General features: G+C 72.2%; 14 protein-coding genes. 4 read left to right on the top strand and 10 right to left on the bottom strand.

From position 1 onward, the window contains the following. Positions 1–4: 4 nt before the first annotated feature. From OHS33_RS09045 to OHS33_RS09015, 7 genes are all read right to left on the bottom strand, one after another. Entirely contained in the window at positions 5–1,825 is a 1,821-nt protein-coding gene (locus OHS33_RS09045) for a branched-chain amino acid ABC transporter permease (protein WP_330329858.1), read from the bottom strand. Positions 1,826–1,830: 5 nt separating this feature from the next. Continuing rightward, a complete protein-coding gene (locus OHS33_RS09040) occupies positions 1,831–2,760 on the bottom strand; it encodes a branched-chain amino acid ABC transporter permease (RefSeq protein ID WP_330329857.1) in 930 nt (309 codons plus the stop codon). A 91-nt stretch (positions 2,761–2,851) separates the two neighbouring features. Continuing rightward, complete coding sequence (locus OHS33_RS09035; protein ID WP_330329856.1) at positions 2,852–4,084, bottom strand: branched-chain amino acid ABC transporter substrate-binding protein; 1,233 nt, start codon at positions 4,082–4,084, stop codon at positions 2,852–2,854. A 300-nt stretch (positions 4,085–4,384) separates the two neighbouring features. Continuing rightward, positions 4,385–5,071, bottom strand: a complete 687-nt coding sequence (locus tag OHS33_RS09030) for a Tat pathway signal sequence domain protein (RefSeq protein WP_330329855.1) — start codon at positions 5,069–5,071, stop codon at positions 4,385–4,387. Positions 5,072–5,076: 5 nt separating this feature from the next. Continuing rightward, complete coding sequence (locus OHS33_RS09025) at positions 5,077–5,553, bottom strand: hypothetical protein (RefSeq protein WP_330329854.1); 477 nt, start codon at positions 5,551–5,553, stop codon at positions 5,077–5,079. A 39-nt stretch (positions 5,554–5,592) separates the two neighbouring features. Further along, complete coding sequence (locus OHS33_RS09020) at positions 5,593–6,069, bottom strand: PaaI family thioesterase (protein ID WP_330329853.1); 477 nt, start codon at positions 6,067–6,069, stop codon at positions 5,593–5,595. A gap of 55 nt (positions 6,070–6,124) precedes the next feature. Further along, a complete protein-coding gene (locus OHS33_RS09015; protein WP_330329852.1) occupies positions 6,125–8,404 on the bottom strand; it encodes an FdhF/YdeP family oxidoreductase in 2,280 nt (759 codons plus the stop codon). 135 nt (positions 8,405–8,539) lie between these two features. Here OHS33_RS09015 and polA point away from each other — a divergent pair, with 135 nt between their 5' ends. After that, positions 8,540–11,260, top strand: a complete 2,721-nt coding sequence (gene polA, locus OHS33_RS09010) for a DNA polymerase I (RefSeq protein WP_330329851.1) — start codon at positions 8,540–8,542, stop codon at positions 11,258–11,260. Between the two features lie 72 nt (positions 11,261–11,332). Here polA and OHS33_RS09005 read toward each other — a convergent pair whose 3' ends face one another. Further along, positions 11,333–11,650 carry a hypothetical protein gene (locus OHS33_RS09005; RefSeq protein WP_330329850.1) on the bottom strand — a complete coding sequence of 106 codons (318 nt, stop codon included), beginning with the start codon at positions 11,648–11,650 and terminating at the stop codon, positions 11,333–11,335. Then, the gene (locus tag OHS33_RS09000) at positions 11,647–12,186 is read right to left on the bottom strand and encodes a DUF4184 family protein (protein ID WP_330329849.1); all 540 of its coding nucleotides are present in this window, start codon (positions 12,184–12,186) and stop codon (positions 11,647–11,649) included. The genes OHS33_RS09005 and OHS33_RS09000 overlap by 4 nt, the downstream gene beginning before the upstream one ends. A gap of 218 nt (positions 12,187–12,404) precedes the next feature. Here OHS33_RS09000 and OHS33_RS08995 point away from each other — a divergent pair, with 218 nt between their 5' ends. From OHS33_RS08995 to OHS33_RS08985, 3 genes are all read left to right on the top strand, one after another. Next, positions 12,405–13,739: a lytic transglycosylase domain-containing protein gene (locus OHS33_RS08995; protein WP_330329848.1), complete on the top strand. Its 1,335-nt coding sequence runs from the start codon at positions 12,405–12,407 to the stop codon at positions 13,737–13,739. Between the two features lie 87 nt (positions 13,740–13,826). Further along, positions 13,827–13,967, top strand: a complete 141-nt coding sequence (locus tag OHS33_RS08990) for an SPW_0924 family protein (RefSeq protein ID WP_330329847.1) — start codon at positions 13,827–13,829, stop codon at positions 13,965–13,967. Positions 13,968–13,981: 14 nt separating this feature from the next. Further along, a complete protein-coding gene (locus OHS33_RS08985; protein WP_330329846.1) occupies positions 13,982–15,004 on the top strand; it encodes a DUF3068 domain-containing protein in 1,023 nt (340 codons plus the stop codon). Positions 15,005–15,022: 18 nt separating this feature from the next. On the opposite strand, the gene OHS33_RS08980 is transcribed toward OHS33_RS08985, so the two are convergent. Beyond that, entirely contained in the window at positions 15,023–17,890 is a 2,868-nt protein-coding gene (locus OHS33_RS08980) for an ATP-dependent RNA helicase (RefSeq protein WP_330329845.1), read from the bottom strand. Positions 17,891–17,893: the final 3 nt, after the last annotated feature.

Genomic DNA, 17,893 nt, shown 5'->3' with positions numbered 1-17,893 from the left:
GGGTTCAGACCCCTGCCTTGCCGAGGACCGTGGGCGCTTCCATGTCCTCGTGGAGTTCGAGCTGGTTGCGCCGGTTGGGGATGATGCCTTCGGGGCGCAGGCGCATCAGGACGATGAGGGCGATGCCGAAGATGAGGAGCTGCTTGTCGCCCATGATCTGGAGCTTGTTGGGCAGCAGGAAGAGCAGCGAACCACCGATGAGGGGTCCGGCGATCGTTCCCATGCCGCCCAGGACCACGGCGGCGAGGAGGAACGCGGAGTTCGGCGGGACGGTGTTGGCGAAGACGTACTGCTCGGGCGTCACGGTGTACTGGACGTGAGCCTGTACGGCGCCGGCCAGACCGGCCAGGGTGGCGCCGAGGGCGAAGGCGATGAGCTTGACGCGGAAGCCGTTGATGCCCATGGCCTCGGCGGCGGTCTCGTCCTCGCGGATGGCGACCCAGGCGCGCCCGATGCGGGACTCCGAGCTGCGGCGGAAGACCATCACCACGATGAAGGTGATGAGCAGCATCAGCAGGAAGTAGTTGGCGAAACGGCCGATGGTGAATCCGGCGATGGTGTGTTCGGCGCCGAAGTCGAAGCCGAACATGTCCACGTTCGGGATCGAGGAGATGCCGTTGGGACCGTTCGTGACGTCCGGGCCGGAGATGCCGTCGAGGTTGTTCATGGAGATCCGGAAGATCTCACCGAAGCCGAGCGTCACGATGGCGAGGTAGTCGCCGCGCAGCCGCAGGGTGGGGGCACCGATCAGCACACCGAAGACCATGGACGCGGCGGCGCCGATGAGGAGCGCGGCCCAGAAGGGGAGGTGCACGCCGAACGGGGAGTTGGGCGAACCGGAGACCAGGGCCGCGGTGTAGGCGCCGACGCCGAGGAAGGCGACGTAACCGAGGTCGAGGAGACCGGTGAGGCCGACGACGATGTTCAGGCCGAGCGCGACGGTGGCGAAGATGAGGATGTTGACGCCGAGGGTCGCGTACTGGTCGTCGGTCTGGGTGAAGGGGAAGGCCGCGGCGGCGACGAACGCTCCGATGAGGGCGACGTTGCGGTGCCGGCCGGTGATGGCCGAGAAGCGGGCGATGAGGCCGGCCTGGTGGAGGGCCGCGAACCCGAAGGCCGCGGTGAGCAGGAACCCGAAGAAGAGTTCCGAGTACGGCGTGCCGATGCCGAAGGTGAAGACGCCCAGGCTGACGCCGAGGAGGACCGCGATGAGCAGGATCTCCAGGTAGGCGGGCAGCGCCTTGGCGGGGCGGACGGCGCCCTTGGTGAAGGCCGCCTTGACGGTGGTCCACTTGTTGCGGCTGTCCAGCTTGAAGTTGTCCCAGCCGCTGTCCTCGGGGTCGGGCGTCTCGGGGACCGGGTGCTCGAAGGGGAGCGCGAGGGCGCCGACGAGGGCGAGGAGGCTGACGGCCGCGAGGAAGAAGCCGCCGGGCTCGAGGTTCACGATGCCGCCGAGTTCGTTGACGATCGCGATGATCGTGAACCAGGCGGTGGTGAAGACGGCGAGGGCGGACAGCTTGATCGCCGCGTCGGCGCCGGCCGGGGTGAGCCAGCCGAGGCCCTTGACGCCGTACGACGCGAGGCCGAAGAGGGCGGTCATCAGGCCGCCGACGAGGACCAGCCACTGCAGGCCCGCGGGGGAGCCGTAGTAGGTGAGGTCCCCGGGGAACTTGGCGGTCCAGGTCCAGGAGAGGAAGGCGGAGAGGGCGGTGAGCGCGCCGCCGACGGTGGCGAGGGCGCGGCCGGCCTTCTCCGGGAGGGGAACGAAGCCCCGGACGGCGGTGGCGGTGGCGGTCTGCGGGGTGTCCGCGGTGTTGTTCGTCATGGTTGTCACGCCCTGTCGGCCACGCGCTGGCCCAGCAGGCCCTGGGGCCGGAAGAGGAGCACGAGGATGAGGAGTACGAACGCCCAGGTGTTGCCCCAGGTCTGACCGCCCAGCTGGTGGAAGCCGGGGATGTCGGCGATGTAGGCGGTGGCCATGGTCTCGGCGAGGCCGAGGACGAGGCCGCCGATCATGGCGCCGTAGATGTTGCCGATGCCGCCGAGGACGGCAGCGGTGAACGCCTTGAGGCCGAGCAGGAAGCCCATCTTGTAGTTGATCTCGCCGTACTTGAGGCCGTACGCGACGGCTCCGACGGCGGCGAACACGGCGCCGAGGGCGAACGCGACCGTGATGATGCGGTCGGTGTTGATGCCCATGAGCTTGGCGGTGTCCGGGTCCTGCGCGGTCGCCTGCATGCCGCGGCCGGTGCGGGTCTTCATGACGAAGTAGCCGAGGAAGGCCATGGAGATGGGGGCGGCGATCAGCAGGAAGATGTCACCGGTCTGGATGGTGACACTGCCGATGTTGAAGGGGCCGCCGGAGATCTCGGGGAAGACGATGGAGGACTTCGCGTTGGGGTACCAGGCCCAGACCGCCTGCTGGAGGGCGAGCGAGAGGCCGATGGCGGTGATGAGAGGGGCGAGCCGGGGAGCGTTCCGCAGCGGCCGGTAGGCGAAGCGTTCCGCTCCGACGGCGAAGAGGGTCGCCACGATGACGGCGCCTATGAGCATGAGGGGCAGCGCGATCCACATGGTGGTGCCCTTGGGGAGGATCGACCAGACCGAGAAGGCGCCGAAGCCTCCGGTCATGAAGATCTCGCCGTGCGCGAAGTTGATGAGCTGGACAATGCCATAAACCATCGTGTAGCCGATGGCGACGAGCCCGTACATGGATCCCAGTAGCAGGCCGTTGACCAGCTGTTGCGGCAGTTCGTGCACCGCAGGTCCTCCGAGTCTTTCGACGGATGTGACACCGCGCGGGGCGCTGTGTGCGCGCCCCGCGCGGCAGAGGTGAGGTGGTGCGGGCCGGTTACTTGGCGGGGTAGGTACCCGACTCGACGGTCTTGAAGTCCGGGCCGTCGACCTTGTAGACGGTCAGCTGCTTGTTGGTGGCGTCACCGAACTCGTCGAAGGAGACCTTGCCGGTCACACCGTCGAAGGAGACGCCCTGGACGGCGTCGAGCACCTTGGCGCGGGCGCCGTCGGGGAGCTTGCCGTTGTTGGCGTCGACGGCCTTCTTGACGGCCTCGATGATGGCCCAGGCGGAGTCGTACGAGTAGCCGCCGTAGGCGGAGTAGTCGTCCTTGTAGCCGGCCTTCTTGTAGTTCGCGATGAACTCCGTGGCGGACGGCAGGGTCTCGACGGGGGCGCCGACCGAGGTGCAGAGGTCGCCCGCGGCGGCGGGGCCGGCCAGGTCGACGTACTTCTTGTCCTTCATGCCGTCACCGCCGACGAGCGGGATGTTGGCACCGGCGGCCTTGATCTGCTTGCTGAGCGGGCCGCCCGCGGGGTACTCGCCGCCGTAGTAGACGACGTCGGCGCCGGAGGTCTTGACCTGGGTCACGATCGCCGAGAAGTCCTTGGACTCCGGGTCGATGTGGCCCTCGCCGACGACGGCGCCGCCGAGCTTGGTGAACTCGCCCTTGAAGGTACCGGCGAGGCCGGCGCCGTAGGTCTTCTTGTCATCAATGATGAAGACCTTCTTCTTGCCCGCCTTGTTGAAGAGGTACTGCGCCGCGTACGGGCCCTGGATGGCGTCCGTGGTGGCGGTGCGGAAGTAGCTCTTGTAGGTGCGGACCTTCTGGCCGCTCGCCCAGTTCGGACCCTGGGTCAGGGACGGGCTGGTGTTGGCCGGGGAGATCTGGGTGAGCTTGGCGTCGTCGAAGACCTTCTGCATCGACTCGGACACCGAGGAGTTCAGCGGGCCGACGACACCGAGGACGTTCTTGTCCGCGACGAGCTTGGTGGCGTTCTGCTGTCCGGAGGACGGCTGGGCCTGGTCGTCGAGGGCCTCGATCTTGAAGGTGACGCCCTTGACGTACTTCTTGTCGTTGGCCGTCTTGACGGCGAGGTCCACCGAGTTCTTGATGCCGAGGCCCAGGGCGGACAGGTCGCCGGTCAGCGGCGCGTCGACGCCGATGGTGACCGTGACGTCTCCGCCGCCGGAGGTGTCCGCCTTGTTGTCGCGAGAGCCACAGGCGGTGAGAGTGAGAGCGCCCGCGGCGAGGGCGGCCGTCACGGCGATGAGCGAACGATGACGCACGATCAGTCCTTTCCTGGCGCCGCGTCCCCCCTGGGACGCGCCGAGTCGAACGCGGGGAACCGAACTGAATGGCATCCGGCGGTCGCGGTAACTGGCCGTGACTCTAAGCCGGTCTCAGGACGATATGGAGGGCTCAGGCCAATGATGTGACTCTCTTGTTATGCCACGGCGTAATACATAGCGGATCTCTGGGGGTGGAACGGGGGAATTCCGGCCGGTTCGTCTTGTCCGCATGCTGAGATCCGGCAGGACTGTCGAGCGGTTTGAGTCCTGACAAGCCAGGCCTCTCAAGGGTTTTGGTCATGACCCCGGCGTGGAGCCCGCATCTCGGTCTACGGGACAGGCCCTGGTCAGAGCGGTGGAAAGATCCCTGGCATATCGGTCACCGAGGATGTAAGCGTGATCCTCTTTCCGGAATCCATTACTCAGGGTTACTTCCAGAAAAGGGAGTCCCGCATTCCGTGCAACATGCACACAGTCCGCCACGTGAATCTGCACGACAACCTCACGGACCTCACCCGCAGCCACGACGACGGGTGAGGGTGGCCGTACGGTCACCGTCAGTGCCCGGGACGGCTGGCCGATCCGCTCGATCGTCACCGGGGGTCCGGAGGAGGTCCGGGCACGCACAGTGAACTCGAAGGCGATGCCCTCCGGAGTCGTCTCCGGCGGCTCGGGCTCCCCGTAGTCCAGGGCGAGGGTCTGTGAGGGCGCGGCCGGCGGCGGCGCCGGTACGGGCGCGGGCGGCCGGGGCCGGACGGCGTAGAGGTAGCCGCCGCCGAGGCCGAGGGCGGCCGCCAGAGCCGCCGCGGCCAGCGCGAGGCGGTGGCGGGCGCAGCGGGCGCGGACGCGCTCCAGGAGGGCGCGGGGGGCGCTGGCGGGCCCGCCGGGGAGCGTGCCGGGGGGATCGCCGGGGAGGTCGCCGGGCTCGTGGCCCGCGGTGCCCTCGCCCGGTTCGACCGGGCCGATGCCGCTCATCCCGCTCATCCCGGTCATCCCCAGGGGCCGCCGGTCGGGACGGCCGAGCGGTGGCGCTCGGCGCAGCGGGCGCGCGCCTCGCGGGCGACGAGCTGCCGGGCGGCCGTATCGGCGGCGGCGGGGGTGCCGGGGGTGCCGGGACCCCCGCCCGTCGCCCGGAGTGCGGCGCGGGCGTCGGCGAGCACCGCGCGCAGGATCTCGTTCTGGTCCCCGGACAGGCCCATGGACTGGTAGTCGAGGCCGCCGGGGCCGGGGGAGCCGCGGGTCTCGCCGTCGAGGACGATCCCGGCCCAGTGGGTGATCAGCGCGGTGCAGAGGTCCTCGGGCGAGGCGGCCCGGGGGGTGGGGTCCGCGGTGGAAGCCGGGCCGGACCCCGTAGGGGAACCTGCGCCGGAACCGGGGCCCGGTCCGGAGCAGCCGGTGACGGCGGCGGCGAGGAGCGCCGCGGCACACGCCGCGAGGACGCCGCGCGGCGCCGGTCCGGATCCCATGCGGGAACGCTAGACCGGCGCCGGGGTGAGGGCAACTGGTCAGTCGTTACGGGGCTGTTGCGGGTTGGCGTCGCGCAGCAGGCAGGTGAGGCGGGCGGTGCAGATCCGCCGCTCCTCCTCGTCCGTGATGACGATCTCGAACGTCGTGGTGGAACGGCCCTTGTGCACGGGGGTGGCGGTGCCGGTGACCAGGCCGGACCGGGCGCCGCGGTGGTGCGTGCAGTTGAGGTCCACGCCGACGGCGACCTTGCTGATGCCGCCGTGCATCATCGCGCCGATGGACCCGAGGGTCTCGGCGAGCACCGCGGAGGCCCCGCCGTGCAGCAGCCCGTACGGCTGGGTGTTGCCCTCGACGGGCATGGTGCCCACGACCTTGTCGGCCGAGGCCTCCAGGATGCGGATGTCCATGCGCTCGCCGAGGTGCCCGGCGGAGAACAGCGAGGGCAGGTCGATGCCCAGCGCCGCGTACTCGTCGAGGACTTCCTGCGGGAACTTCACGGCCTGCTGCTCGCCCATGGGCCTGCTCCGTTCGTCAACGTTCGTTAACCATCTTGTCCGAAGGGCCGTTCTATCAGGTCGATCGGACCGGTTCGAAGCGCACGACGACGGACTTGCTCGCCGGGGTGTTGCTGGTGTCCGCCGTCGAGTCGAGGGGGACCAGCACATTGGTCTCCGGGTAGTACGCGGCGGCGCAGCCCCGCGCCGTCGGGTAGTGCACGACGCGGAAGCCGGGCGCGCGGCGCTCCACGCCGTCCCGCCACTCGCTCACGATGTCGGTGTACGCGCCGTCGGCGAGCCCCAGCTCGGCGGCGTCCTCGGGGTTGACCATGACCACGCGACGGCCGCCGGTGATGCCGCGGTAACGGTCGTCGAGGCCGTAGATCGTGGTGTTGTACTGGTCGTGGCTGCGCAGGGTCTGGAGCAGCAGCCGGCCCGCGGGGACGCGCGGGTACTCCACCGGGGCGGCGGTGAAGTTCGCCTTGCCGGTCTTGGTGGGGAAGCGGCGCTCGTCGCGGGGCCCGTGCGGCAGCTGGAACCCTCCGGGACGGGCGACCCGCGCGTTGAAGTCCGCGAAACCGGGGACCACGCGGGAGATCCGGTCCCGGATGGCCGCGTAGTCCTTCTCGAACTCCTCCCACGGCGTGCGGGAGGCCGCGCCGAGCACGGCGCGGGCCAGCCGGGCGACGATCGCGGGCTCGGAGAGCAGATGGGGACTGGCGGGAGCGAGGTTGCCGCGCGAGGAGTGGACCATGCCCATCGAGTCCTCGACGGTCACGAACTGTTTGCCCCGCGCCTGGACGTCCTTGTCGGTACGTCCCAGCGTGGGCAGGATCAGGGCGCGCCGCCCGGTCACCGCGTGCGAGCGGTTCAGCTTGGTCGACACGTGCACCGTCAGGGCGGCGCGGCGGATCGCGGCCTCCGTGACCTGCGTGTCGGGGGTCGCGCCGACGAAGTTGCCGCCCATGGCGAAGAGGACCTTGGCCTTGCCGTCGCGCAGCGCCTCGATGGAGCGGACCACGTCGTAGCCGTGCGAGCGCGGCGAGGTGATGCCGAATTCCTTGTCGAGGGCGTCGAGGAAGGCGGGCGCCGGGCGTTCGAAGATGCCCATGGTCCGGTCGCCCTGGACGTTCGAGTGGCCGCGGACGGGGCACACGCCGGCGCCGGGGCGGCCGATGTTGCCGCGCAGCAGCAGGAGGTTGACGACCTCGCGGATGGTGGCGACGGAGTGCTTGTGCTGGGTGAGGCCCATCGCCCAGCAGACGATGGTCCGCTCCGAGGCCAGGATCATGGCCAGGGCTTCCTCGATCTCGGGGCGGGTCAGGCCCGTCGCGGTGAGGGTGTCGGCCCAGTCGGTGTCCTTGGCGGCGGCCCGGAACTCCTCGTACCCGTGCGTGTGTTCACGGATGAAGGCCTCGTCGGTGGCGCCCTCCGTCGCCAGGACCAGCTTGTTGAGCAGGCGGAACAGGGCCTGGTCGCCGCCGATCCGGATCTGCAGGAAGAGGTCGTTGAGGGCGGTGCCCTTGAGCATGCCGAGCGGGGTCTGCGGGTTCTTGAACCGCTCCATCCCGGCCTCGGGCAGCGGGTTCACCGAGATGATCTTCGCCCCGGCGGACTTGGCCTTCTCCAGCGCGGAGAGCATGCGCGGATGGTTCGTGCCCGGATTCTGCCCGGCGACGATGATCAGATCGGCCTGGTGCAGGTCCTCCAGCGAGACGCTGCCCTTGCCGATGCCGATCGTCTCCGTCAGCGCGGAGCCCGAGGACTCGTGGCACATGTTGGAGCAGTCCGGCAGGTTGTTGGTGCCGAACTCGCGGGCGAAGAGCTGGAAGAGGAACGCCGCCTCGTTGCTGGTGCGGCCCGAGGTGTAGAAGAGCGCCTCGTCCGGGGAACCGAGCGCGGTCAGCTCCTCGGCGATGATCTCGAAGGCCCGCTCCCAGCTGACCGGCTCGTACCGCTCGCCGCCCTCGGGCAGCAGCATCGGCTGGGTGATCCGGCCCTGCTGGCCGAGCCAGTAGCCGCTGCGCTCCGCCAGGTCGGCCAGCGGGTGGGCGGCGAAGAACTCCGGGGTCACCCGGCGCAGGGTGGCCTCCTCGGCCACGGCCTTCGCGCCGTTCTCGCAGAACTCCGCGGTGTGCCGCTTGTCGCCCTCGGGCCAGGCGCAGCCCGGGCAGTCGAAGCCGTTCTTCTGGTTGACCTTGAGCAGGGTCCGCGCGGTGCGCGCGACGCCCATCTGCTGCTGGGCGATCTTGAGGGTGTGGCCGATCGCGGGCAGGCCCGCGGCCGCGTGCTTCGGGGGCGCGACCTGCGGCGCGTCCTGCACCGGGTCACCTGTGGGCGGTCTGGTGGCCATGTCGCTCCCCTTCGAGCATCGCAGCGGCTCTGCTGCGGATAGCGCGTACACCTCCGATCCTGTCACGGCCCGCCGACAACGCCGACGCCGCGATCGCCGTCCGGAATTGTCGGTGGGGCGGCCTAGGATCGAGGCGTGGCAGATTCAGCATCGAAGAAGACCGACCAGCCGACCGCAGCGGACCGCCCCCGCCTGATGCTCATGGACGGGCACTCCCTGGCCTACCGGGCGTTCTTCGCGCTGCCCGCGGAGAATTTCACGACCGCGAGCGGACAGCCGACCAACGCCGTCTACGGCTTCGCGTCGATGCTGGCGAACACGCTGCGCGACGAGGCGCCCACGCACTTCGCGGTGGCCTTCGACGTCTCGCGCAAGACCTGGCGCTCGACGGAGTTCCCCGAGTACAAGGCGAACCGCTCCAAGACCCCCGACGAGTTCAAGGGGCAGGTCGAGCTGATCGGCGAACTCCTCGACACGATGAGCGTGCCGCGGTTCGCGGTCGACGGCTTCGAGGCCGATGACGTGATCGCCACGCTCGCGACCCAGGCCGAGGCCCTCGGTTTCGACGTGCTGATCGTCACCGGCGACCGGGACTCCTTCCAGTTGGTGTCCGAGCGGACCACCGTCCTCTACCCGACCAAGGGCGTCTCGGAGCTGACCCGCTTCACGCCCGAGAAGGTCGAGGAGAAGTACGGGCTCACCCCGCAGCAGTACCCCGACTTCGCGGCGCTGCGCGGCGACCCGTCCGACAACCTCCCCGGCATCCCGGGCGTCGGCGAGAAGACCGCCGCGAAGTGGATCAACCAGTTCGGTTCCTTCGCGGAGCTGGTCGAGCGCGCCGACGAGGTCAAGGGCAAGGCCGGGCAGAACTTCCGCGACCACCTGGACGCGGTCAAGCTGAACCGGGTCCTCACCGAGATGGTCCGCGACGTCGAGCTGCCCAAGACCCCCGCCGATCTGGCCCGCGCGCCCTACGACCGCACCGCCATGACCGGCGTCCTCGACGTCCTGGAGATCCGCAACGCCTCGCTGCGCGAGCGGCTCCTCGCCGTCGACCCCGGCGCGGCCGAGGAAGAGGCCCCCGCACCGGCCGCCGGGATCGAGCTGGACGCCTCCGTGCTGGACACCGGCGAGCTGGCGCCCTGGCTGGAGAACCACGCGGGCGGCCCGCTGGGCATCGCCACCGTCGACAGCTGGGTGCTCGGCGCCGGCAAGATCACCGAGGTGGCGCTGGCCGCCGCCGGCGGCGCCGCGGCCTGGTTCGAGCCGTCCGCGCTGGACGAGGCCGATGAGCGCGCCTTCGTCGCCTGGGCCGCGGACCCGGCGCGCCCCAAGACCGTCCACAACGCCAAGGCCCTGATGCGGGTCTTCCCCGAGCACGGCTGGAGCCTCGCGGGCGTCGCCATGGACACCGCCCTCGCCGCCTACCTGGTCAAGCCGGGCCGCCGGTCCTTCGACCTGGACGTGCTGTCCCAGGAGTACCTGCACCGCGAGCTGGCCCCCGCCGCGGCCGACGGGCAGCTCGCCTTCGGCGCCGACGACACCGCCGAGGCCGAAGCGCTGATGGCGCAGGCCCGCGCGGTCCTCGACCTGGGCGGGGCCTTCACGGGCCGGCTCGCCGAGGTCGGCGCGACCGAGCTGCTCCACGACATGGAGCTGCCCACCTCCGAGCTGCTCGCCCGGATGGAGCGGTACGGCATCGCCGCCGACCGCGACCACCTCGAAGCGATGGAGCAGCAGTTCGCGGGCGCGGTGCAGCAGGCCGTGAAGGAGGCGCACGCCGCGGTGGGCCACGAGTTCAACCTCGGCTCGCCCAAGCAGCTCCAGGAAGTGTTCTTCGGCGAGCTGGACCTCCCCAAGACGAAGAAGACCAAGACCGGCTACACGACGGACGCGGACGCGCTGGCCTGGCTGGCCACCCAGACCGAGCACGAACTGCCCGTGATCATGCTGCGCCACCGCGAGCAGGCCAAGCTGCGGGTCACCGTCGAGGGCCTGGTCAAGTGCATCGCCGCCGACGGCCGCGTGCACACCAGCTTCAGCCAGACTGTCGCCGCGACCGGACGCCTGTCCTCCACCGACCCGAACCTGCAGAACGTGCCGGTGCGCACCGACGAGGGCCGGGCCATCCGCCGCGGCTTCGTCGTCGGCGAGGGCTTCGCATCGCTGATGACGGCCGACTACAGCCAGATCGAGCTGCGCGTCATGGCGCACCTCTCCGAGGACGAGGGCCTGATCGAGGCCTTCGCCACCGGCGAGGACCTGCACACCACCGTCGCCTCCCAGGTGTTCGGCGTGGAGCGCTCCGAGGTCGACGCGGAGATGCGCCGCAAGATCAAGGCCATGTCCTACGGCCTGGCCTACGGGCTGTCCGCCTTCGGCCTCGCCCAGCAGCTGAACATCGAGCCCGCCGAGGCGCGCGGCCTGATGGACACCTTCTTCGAGCGCTTCGGCGGGGTGCGGGACTACCTCCAGCGCGTGGTGGAGGAGGCCAGGGCCACCGGGTACACGGAGACGGTCCTGGGCCGCCGCCGCTATCTGCCCGACCTCAACAGCGACAACCGTCAGCGCCGTGAGGCCGCCGAGCGGATGGCGCTGAACGCCCCGATCCAGGGCACGGCCGCCGACATCGTCAAGGTCGCGATGCTGCGCGTGGACCGGGCGCTCACCGAAGCGGGGCTCACCTCGCGGATGCTGCTCCAGGTCCACGACGAAATCGTGCTGGAGATCGCCCCCGGCGAGCGCGAGGCCGTCGAGGAACTGGTCCGCCGCGAGATGGCCGCCGCCGTCGACCTGCGGGCCCCGCTGGACGTGTCCGTGGGCGTGGGCACCGACTGGGAGTCGGCCGCGCACTGACACCGCGGCCGACCGGCACCGCCGCCGACCGGCACCGCCGCGCGGCCCGCCGAGTCCGTACGCCCGTCCCCGCTATGCGGTGGGGACGGGCGTACGCGTTTCCTCGGGGTGGCTGCTGCTGTCGCGGTGGCGGTGGCGCAGGCGCACCAGGACCCCGTACAGCAGCAGGGCCACGGCGAGCCCGCCACCGGTTCCGAAACAGACGGTCGGGATGATGTCGAGCGGGCTGCGGACCCGGTCGTGGTACGTGAAGAAGCGGGCGACCCGCAGCCCCACCCCGGCGCCCACGCAAGCCCCGGCCAGGACGGCCGCGCCCCAGCGGTCCACCCGCCCCAGCACCGGTACGCAATCCGGTGCGGGGCGCCGCGGCAGCCGCCGCAGCGCGCTCACCGTGAACCAGCCGAGCGCGACCGCGGCCAGTGCCGAACTTCCGTACTGCAGCCAGGTGTAGAGCGGCAGCCCCAGGGCGAGCGGGCGGCCCAGGTCGGGCAGCATCCGCATGCCCACCGGTCCATGTGCGTGAAGCTGTCCCACACGATGTGCGTGAGCGAGCCGAGCACCGCGGAGAGGTAGAAGCGGAGCGCCAGCACCGGCGGCCGGATCCCGCGCCAGTGCTCACCGCGGACCAGGGCGTGCACCCGGCCGCGGGCCCGCCGCGGGAGCAGCGCGACGAGCGGCTCGCGCAGCAGCAGCCAGCATCCGGCGAGGGCCGCGGTCAGGACAGCGTCGAGGGTGAGCACGCCCGGCACGGAGTGCGCGAAGTCGCCGTAGCCCATCACCCCTTGGACGACGGCGTCCGCGAAGTAGAAGGTGTCGGGCGCGAACGAGCCCAGTACCAGGGCGGAGGCGATCAGCGGCCCCCGCGCGCGGCCGGTCCGGCGGATCACCGGAAGGACGGCGGCCGCATGGCTGAGTGTGAACGGCATGGCACCTCTCGTCGGTCTCTCGCGGCCGCGGTCCGGCGGTGGTCCCACCGCGGTCCGCGCTGCGGTCTTTACTTCGGTCCAATGCGCCCCGAACGGTCGGGACAGTATGCGTGACCTGCCCAAGACGTGCGGAAGTGGTGAATTCCGCAGCCAGGTTGATGCAGTGTGAAGCGAGTTGACGTACCGTCGCGCGGACGTCGAGGGGGAGGAGTCCGCACATGTCGGCTCGGTCAACAGTCCGGTCATCGGTCAGGTCATCGAGCCGGTCAACGGCTCGCTCCAGCCACGGGTGGCTGCGGGGCGGTCTCGCGATCGTCGTCTCCGCCCTGGTCGCGGGCGCCGTGACCGGTTCGCAGGCGCCGGGCGCGCTGGTCCTCGCCGATGCCGGGAGCGGCACGCGCAGCGAGCAGCCGACGACGGCGCCGGGCGGAGCCACCGCCTCCGGCAACTCCGCCTACATCACCGAACTCCCGCCCCTCACCAGCCCCGAGCCGCCCGCCGTGCTGCAGGCCGCCGACACCCCCGGGCCGGCACCGGCCCCGGCGGCCACGCCCACGCCCACGGGTGAGGCGGCGGCCACGGGTCCGGCGGAGGGCGCGCAGGGGATACCGGCGTCCGTGCTGGCGGCGTACCGGGGTGCGGAGCAGAAGATCGCGGCGAGCGACCCGAGGTGCGGGCTGCGCTGGCAACTGCTCGCGGCGATAGGCAAGGTCGAGTCCGGGCAGGCCCGCGGCGGCCGGGTGGACGCCGCGGGCACGACGCTGCGGCCGATCCTGGGGCCCGTACTCGACGGCAACGGTTTCGCGAACATCCCGGACACGGACGGCGGGGCGTACGACGGGGACGCGGCCCACGACCGGGCGGTGGGGCCGATGCAGTTCATCCCGTCCACCTGGGCGGCCTGGGGCCAGGACGCGAACGGCGACGGGCGGCGCGACCCGAACAACGTGCACGACGCGGCCCTCGCCGCCGGGCGCTACCTGTGCGCGGGCACGCGGGACCTGCGGGTGGGCGCGGACCTGGACCGGGCGGTCCTCTCCTACAACTACTCGACGGAGTACCTGGCGACGGTGCGGTCCTGGTACGCCTACTACCTGAAGGGCGCGCACGAGGTGCCGGACGGATCCGGCGCCGGTGCGGGCGCGGGTACGGGTACGGGCGCCGGTACGGACCCGGGCGCGGGCACGGTGGTGACGGCGCCGACCGTGAAGCCGACGCCCAAGCCGACACCGGTCCCGACGCCGAAGCCGACTCCCACCCCGACCCCGAGCCCGACTCCCACGCCGAGTCCGACCCCGAGCCCGAAGCCGAGTCCGAGTCCGACGCCGACACCCACGCCCATGCCCACGCCGAGCCCCACGACCACCCCCACCCCGGAGCCGTCGGCGAGCCCGACGCCCACCCCCACGCCGGAGCCGTCGGCCAGCACGTCCCCCGCTCCGAAGCCGAGCGCGAGCCCGAGCGTGAGCGTGAGCCCGTCCCCGTCCCCGTCGCCCAAGGCGTCCGCGAAGGCCTCCCCGAGCGCCTCGCCCGCGGCCCCGGAAAGCCCGTAGCCAGACGGTTCTCATCTCGACCCCGCGTTGCTACGGTGCGCCAGACCTGACGACACATCAGATCTCGGAGATCCCGGAGGCACCGGCATGCGCGCACTCGTCGCCGCCGCCATCGGGCTGGCCGCCGCGCTGGCCCTCGTCCTCACCGTCACGGCGATCGGAGTGCCGGAAGGCAGGACCTCGCCCAGGCCCCTGCTGACCACGATCCCCTCCGCCCCCGGAAAGTAAGAGGAGGCCCGGCCATGCGACGCAGAGCGAGCCTCGTCCTGCTTGCCCTAGCCGTGTTCTGCACCGCCCTCGCGCCCCTGCTGCGCTGGTACGCGTACCCCCGGCTCGCGAAGATCCCGCCGAGCCAGTACCAGGAGATGGTCCTGGAGGCGAAGAACGCGACCCTCCTCGACTACAACAACGGCATGGAGCCCAAGAAGGTCGACAAGGTCACGATCATCCAGACCCTCAAGGGCAACGTCGAGGCGTCCAAGGAGATCGAGGCGAGCGCGGGCAAGGACGTCGTCGTCTGGGACACCCTCACCTACATCGCCGGGCCGGACGGCAAGATGGTCTCCCAGATCCCCGAGCGCTACATCTTCGACGCGCACACCCAGGACCCGGTGCACGCCACCGGCGAGATGGTCGACGGGGACGCGGTCAAGCGCGAGGGCATCGAGTTCAAGTGGCCGTTCTTCACCGAGCCGCGCGACTACCTGTACTTCGACGCGCAGACGCGCACCTCCTCGCCGATCCACTACGTCGGCCCGCGGACGTTCCGCGGCCTGGACGTCTACTACTTCGAGATGACCGTCCCCTGGTCCAAGGTCCCCATGCCGAAGAAGATGCCGATCCCCGGCATCGACCCGGCGAAGATCGAGGAGCAGACCGGCACCTCCCTCTGGTACTCGGCCACCATGAAGTTCTGGGTCGACCCGGTCACCGGAGCGCCCGTCAACGCCGAGCAGAGCATCCAGCAGGAGATGCGCGGCGGGATCGCGGCCGCGCGGCCCGACGGCAAGCTGACCGCCTTCGCCGGGGACGTCAAGATCCGGCCGGACTACCTCGACTACACCGTCGACCTGGTCAAGTCGAACCGCACCAAGGTGCTCGCCCTGCACACCTACGGGCCCGAGGGGCTGCTGGTCGCCGGCCTCGGCCTCTTCGGGCTCGCCCTGTGGCTGGAGGCGCGCGGCCGCCGCCTGCGCGGATCCGACGGCGGCGGACCGGGCGACGACCCGGCCGAGTCGGCGGCGCCGGTGCCCGCGGCGGCCTGACGCGCCTACCTGACGTGCCTAAGGCGAGCGGCGCAGCCGGTTCGTGGTGTGGCGGGTGGGCTCGGCGGCCGCCGGGTCCTCCGGCCAGGGGTGGCGGGGGTAGCGGCCGCGCAGCTCGGCGCGCACGGCGCGGTAGCCGTCCCGCCAGAACGACGCCAGGTCGGCCGTGACCGCCGCCGGGCGCCCGGCGGGCGACAGCAGGTGCACGAGTACGGGCACCCCCGCGACCAGCGGGGTCCGCGCGAGGCCGAACAGCTCCTGGAGCTTGACCGCCAGGACGGGCTGGCCGTCGCCGTCGCCGTAATCCACCCGGATCCGGGAACCGCTGGGGACCGTGATCCGTTCGGGAGCCAGCTCGTCCAGCCGGGCGGCCTGCCCGGTGGCCCACGGCAGCAGCCGGTTCAGGGCCTGGCCCGCCTCGATCCGGCCGAGATCGGCGCGGCGCCGGGCCCGGGACAGCTCCGGCTCCAGCCAGTCGTCCGCGCGCGACAGGAGTACGTCGTCCCGCGCGACGTCCGGCCAGGGCGCGCCGAGGGTGCGGTGCAGGAACGCGAGGCGGGCCCGCAGCGTGCGGGCGTCGGCGGACCAGCGCAGCAGGCTGAGGCCCTCGGCGCGGAGCCCCTCCAGCAGGGCGGCCCGGACCCGGTCCGGGGCGGGTGCGCGCAGCGGGCGCACGGTCAGCTCGATCGCGCCGAGGCGCTCCACGTGGCGGGCGCTGACGTCACCGCCCGCCCAGCGGACCTCCTCGCCGGAGGACAGCAGGTGCGCGGCGGCCGCGCGGGCCGTGTCCTCGTCGACGAGGGCGGCGAGCCGGATCCTGGCCGAGGGGGAGTGCGGGGGGCGGTCCGCGACGGCGACGGCCAGCCAGGGCGCGCTGCGCAGCCGCGACCCGTCGCCCAGCTCGGCCCCCGTCCCGGAGGCCATGAGATAGGCCCCCTCCCCCTTCCGCTGCGCGACCCGCTCAGGAAACGCGAGCGCCACGATCAGCCCAACGACAGCATCGTCCCCAAGCCCCCCGCCCCGACGCGGGCCCGCTTCCAGCTCCGACGGCGGAGCATTCCGGTGCCCGGTGCCCGGGGCAGCCTCCGGCGGCGCCTCAAACGCCGGCGAGGCTGGGGTGTGTGGCCGGGCCGACTCCTCTGCCGGGCACGCCGGTATGGCCTCCGGCGGCGCCTCAAACGCCGGCGGGGCTGTTTTTGCGCCCGCCTCGGATCCCCGTGCGGCTGCACCGACTCCTGCCGACGTCCCGGACGCGCCCGATTCCAGCCTCGCCGGCGTTTGAGGCGCCCCCGGAGGGCGCGCCGGAGGCGTCGGTGGAGCGTCTGCCTCAGCCACAGGCGTCCCGGGCCCGGTGCGCGGGGTGGGGAGGGCGCGGGTGAGGCGGTGGGATTCGGTGCGCCAGCGGGGGGCGTAGGCGTCGGTGGCGCGGCGGGCCTGGCGCCAGGCGGCGGCCAGGTCGTCGCCGTACTCCCGCGGCGGCTCCTCGCTCAGGAGGGCCACCACCTCCGCCGCCCGCCGCGCGCCGACCTCCGCCGCGCCGTCCAGCAGCGCGCGGGCCAGGCGCGGGTGCAGGCCGAGGCGGGCCATCGCGTGGCCCCGCGCGCTCACCCGCCCGGCCGGGGACACGGCGTCCACGGCCGCCAGTACCTCCCGCGCCGCCGCCATCGCACCGGCCGGGGGCGGGTCCAGCAGCGCCAGGCCGGTCGCGTCCGGGTCACCCCAGCAGGCGGCCTGGAGCGCGAACTGGGCCAGGTCGGCGATCCGGATCTCGGGGGAGGGGAACGCGGCGAGCTGTCTGTGCTCCGCTTCGGGCCAGCAGCGGTACACCGCGCCCGGCGCCTCGCGCCCGGCCCGCCCCGCCCGCTGGCGCGCCGACGCGCGGGACGCCCGTACGGTCGCCAGCGCGCCCAGGCCCCGCGCGTGGTCCACCCGCGGCTCGCGGGCCAGCCCCGCGTCCACCACGATCCGCACCCCCGGCACGGTCAGGCTGGACTCCGCCACGGCCGTCGCCAGGATCACCCGGCGCCGCCCGGTGCCGCCCGCGAGGACGGCGTCCTGCACCGCCGCCGGGGCCCGCCCGTGCACCTGGAGCACCTCGGCGTCCACCGCGCCCAGCTGCCCGGCGACCCGGGAGATCTCCCCGACGCCGGGCAGGAAGCACAGCACGTCCCCCGCGCGCTCCGCCAGCGCCCGCCGCACCACCGCCGCGACGTGGGTCAGCAGCGCCGGGTCGACGCGCATGCCGTGCGGCGGGCGCACCGGACGTACCGGCGGGGCCCACACCACCTCGACCGGGTGCGCGACCCCGGCCGCCTCCACGACCGGCGCGTCCCCCAGCAGCCGCGCCCACCCGGCGGCGTCGGTGGTCGCGGAGGCGGCGAGCAGCCGCAGCTCCGGGCGCAGTGCCGCCCGTACGTCGAGGAGGAAGGCGGCGACGGTGTCGGCGTCCAGGTGCCGCTCGTGGCACTCGTCCAGGATCACCACGTCGGTGCCGGCCAGCTCCTGGTCCCGCTGGAGGCGCTGGAGCAGCACTCCGGTGGTCACCACCTCGACCCGGGCGTCCGGCCCCACGACCCGCTCGCCGCGCACCGTGAAGCCGACCGAGGCCCCGGCCGGCTCGCCCAGCAGCCAGGCCATCCGCCGCGCCGCCGCCCGGGCCGCGATCCGCCGGGGTTCGGCGACGATCACCTTCCGCGCGGGGCCGCCGCCCACCAGACCGGCCAGGACCAGCGGGACCAGCGTGGTCTTGCCGGTGCCGGGCGGCGCGCACAGCACCGCCGTGCCGTGCGCGTCGAGCGCCGCGACCAGCTCGGGCACGGCCGCGGCGACGGGGAGGGATTCCAGGGCGGAGGTACGGACGGCGGAGGCGCGGGTGACGGGTGCCATGGG

Source organism: Streptomyces sp. NBC_00536 (assembly GCF_036346295.1).
GTDB lineage: Bacteria > Actinomycetota > Actinomycetes > Streptomycetales > Streptomycetaceae > Streptomyces.
The sequence above is the reverse complement of the archived record's forward strand: the minus strand, read 5'-3'. Positions and strand labels throughout refer to the sequence as shown.

Excerpts from the sequence above, each read along its gene's own strand:
- OHS33_RS09045 (WP_330329858.1), bottom strand. The coding sequence starts at position 1,825 with ATGACGAACAACACCGCGGACACCCCGCAGACCGCCACCGCCACCGCC.
- OHS33_RS09030 (WP_330329855.1), bottom strand. The coding sequence starts at position 5,071 with ATGAGCGGGATGAGCGGCATCGGCCCGGTCGAACCGGGCGAGGGCACC.
- OHS33_RS09025 (WP_330329854.1), bottom strand. The coding sequence starts at position 5,553 with ATGGGATCCGGACCGGCGCCGCGCGGCGTCCTCGCGGCGTGTGCCGCG.
- OHS33_RS09020 (WP_330329853.1), bottom strand. The coding sequence starts at position 6,069 with ATGGGCGAGCAGCAGGCCGTGAAGTTCCCGCAGGAAGTCCTCGACGAG.
- OHS33_RS09015 (WP_330329852.1), bottom strand. The coding sequence starts at position 8,404 with ATGGCCACCAGACCGCCCACAGGTGACCCGGTGCAGGACGCGCCGCAG.
- OHS33_RS09000 (WP_330329849.1), bottom strand. The coding sequence starts at position 12,186 with ATGCCGTTCACACTCAGCCATGCGGCCGCCGTCCTTCCGGTGATCCGC.
- OHS33_RS08995 (WP_330329848.1), top strand. The coding sequence starts at position 12,405 with ATGTCGGCTCGGTCAACAGTCCGGTCATCGGTCAGGTCATCGAGCCGG.
- OHS33_RS08990 (WP_330329847.1), top strand. The coding sequence starts at position 13,827 with ATGCGCGCACTCGTCGCCGCCGCCATCGGGCTGGCCGCCGCGCTGGCC.
- OHS33_RS08985 (WP_330329846.1), top strand. The coding sequence starts at position 13,982 with ATGCGACGCAGAGCGAGCCTCGTCCTGCTTGCCCTAGCCGTGTTCTGC.
- OHS33_RS08980 (WP_330329845.1), bottom strand. The coding sequence starts at position 17,890 with ATGGCACCCGTCACCCGCGCCTCCGCCGTCCGTACCTCCGCCCTGGAA.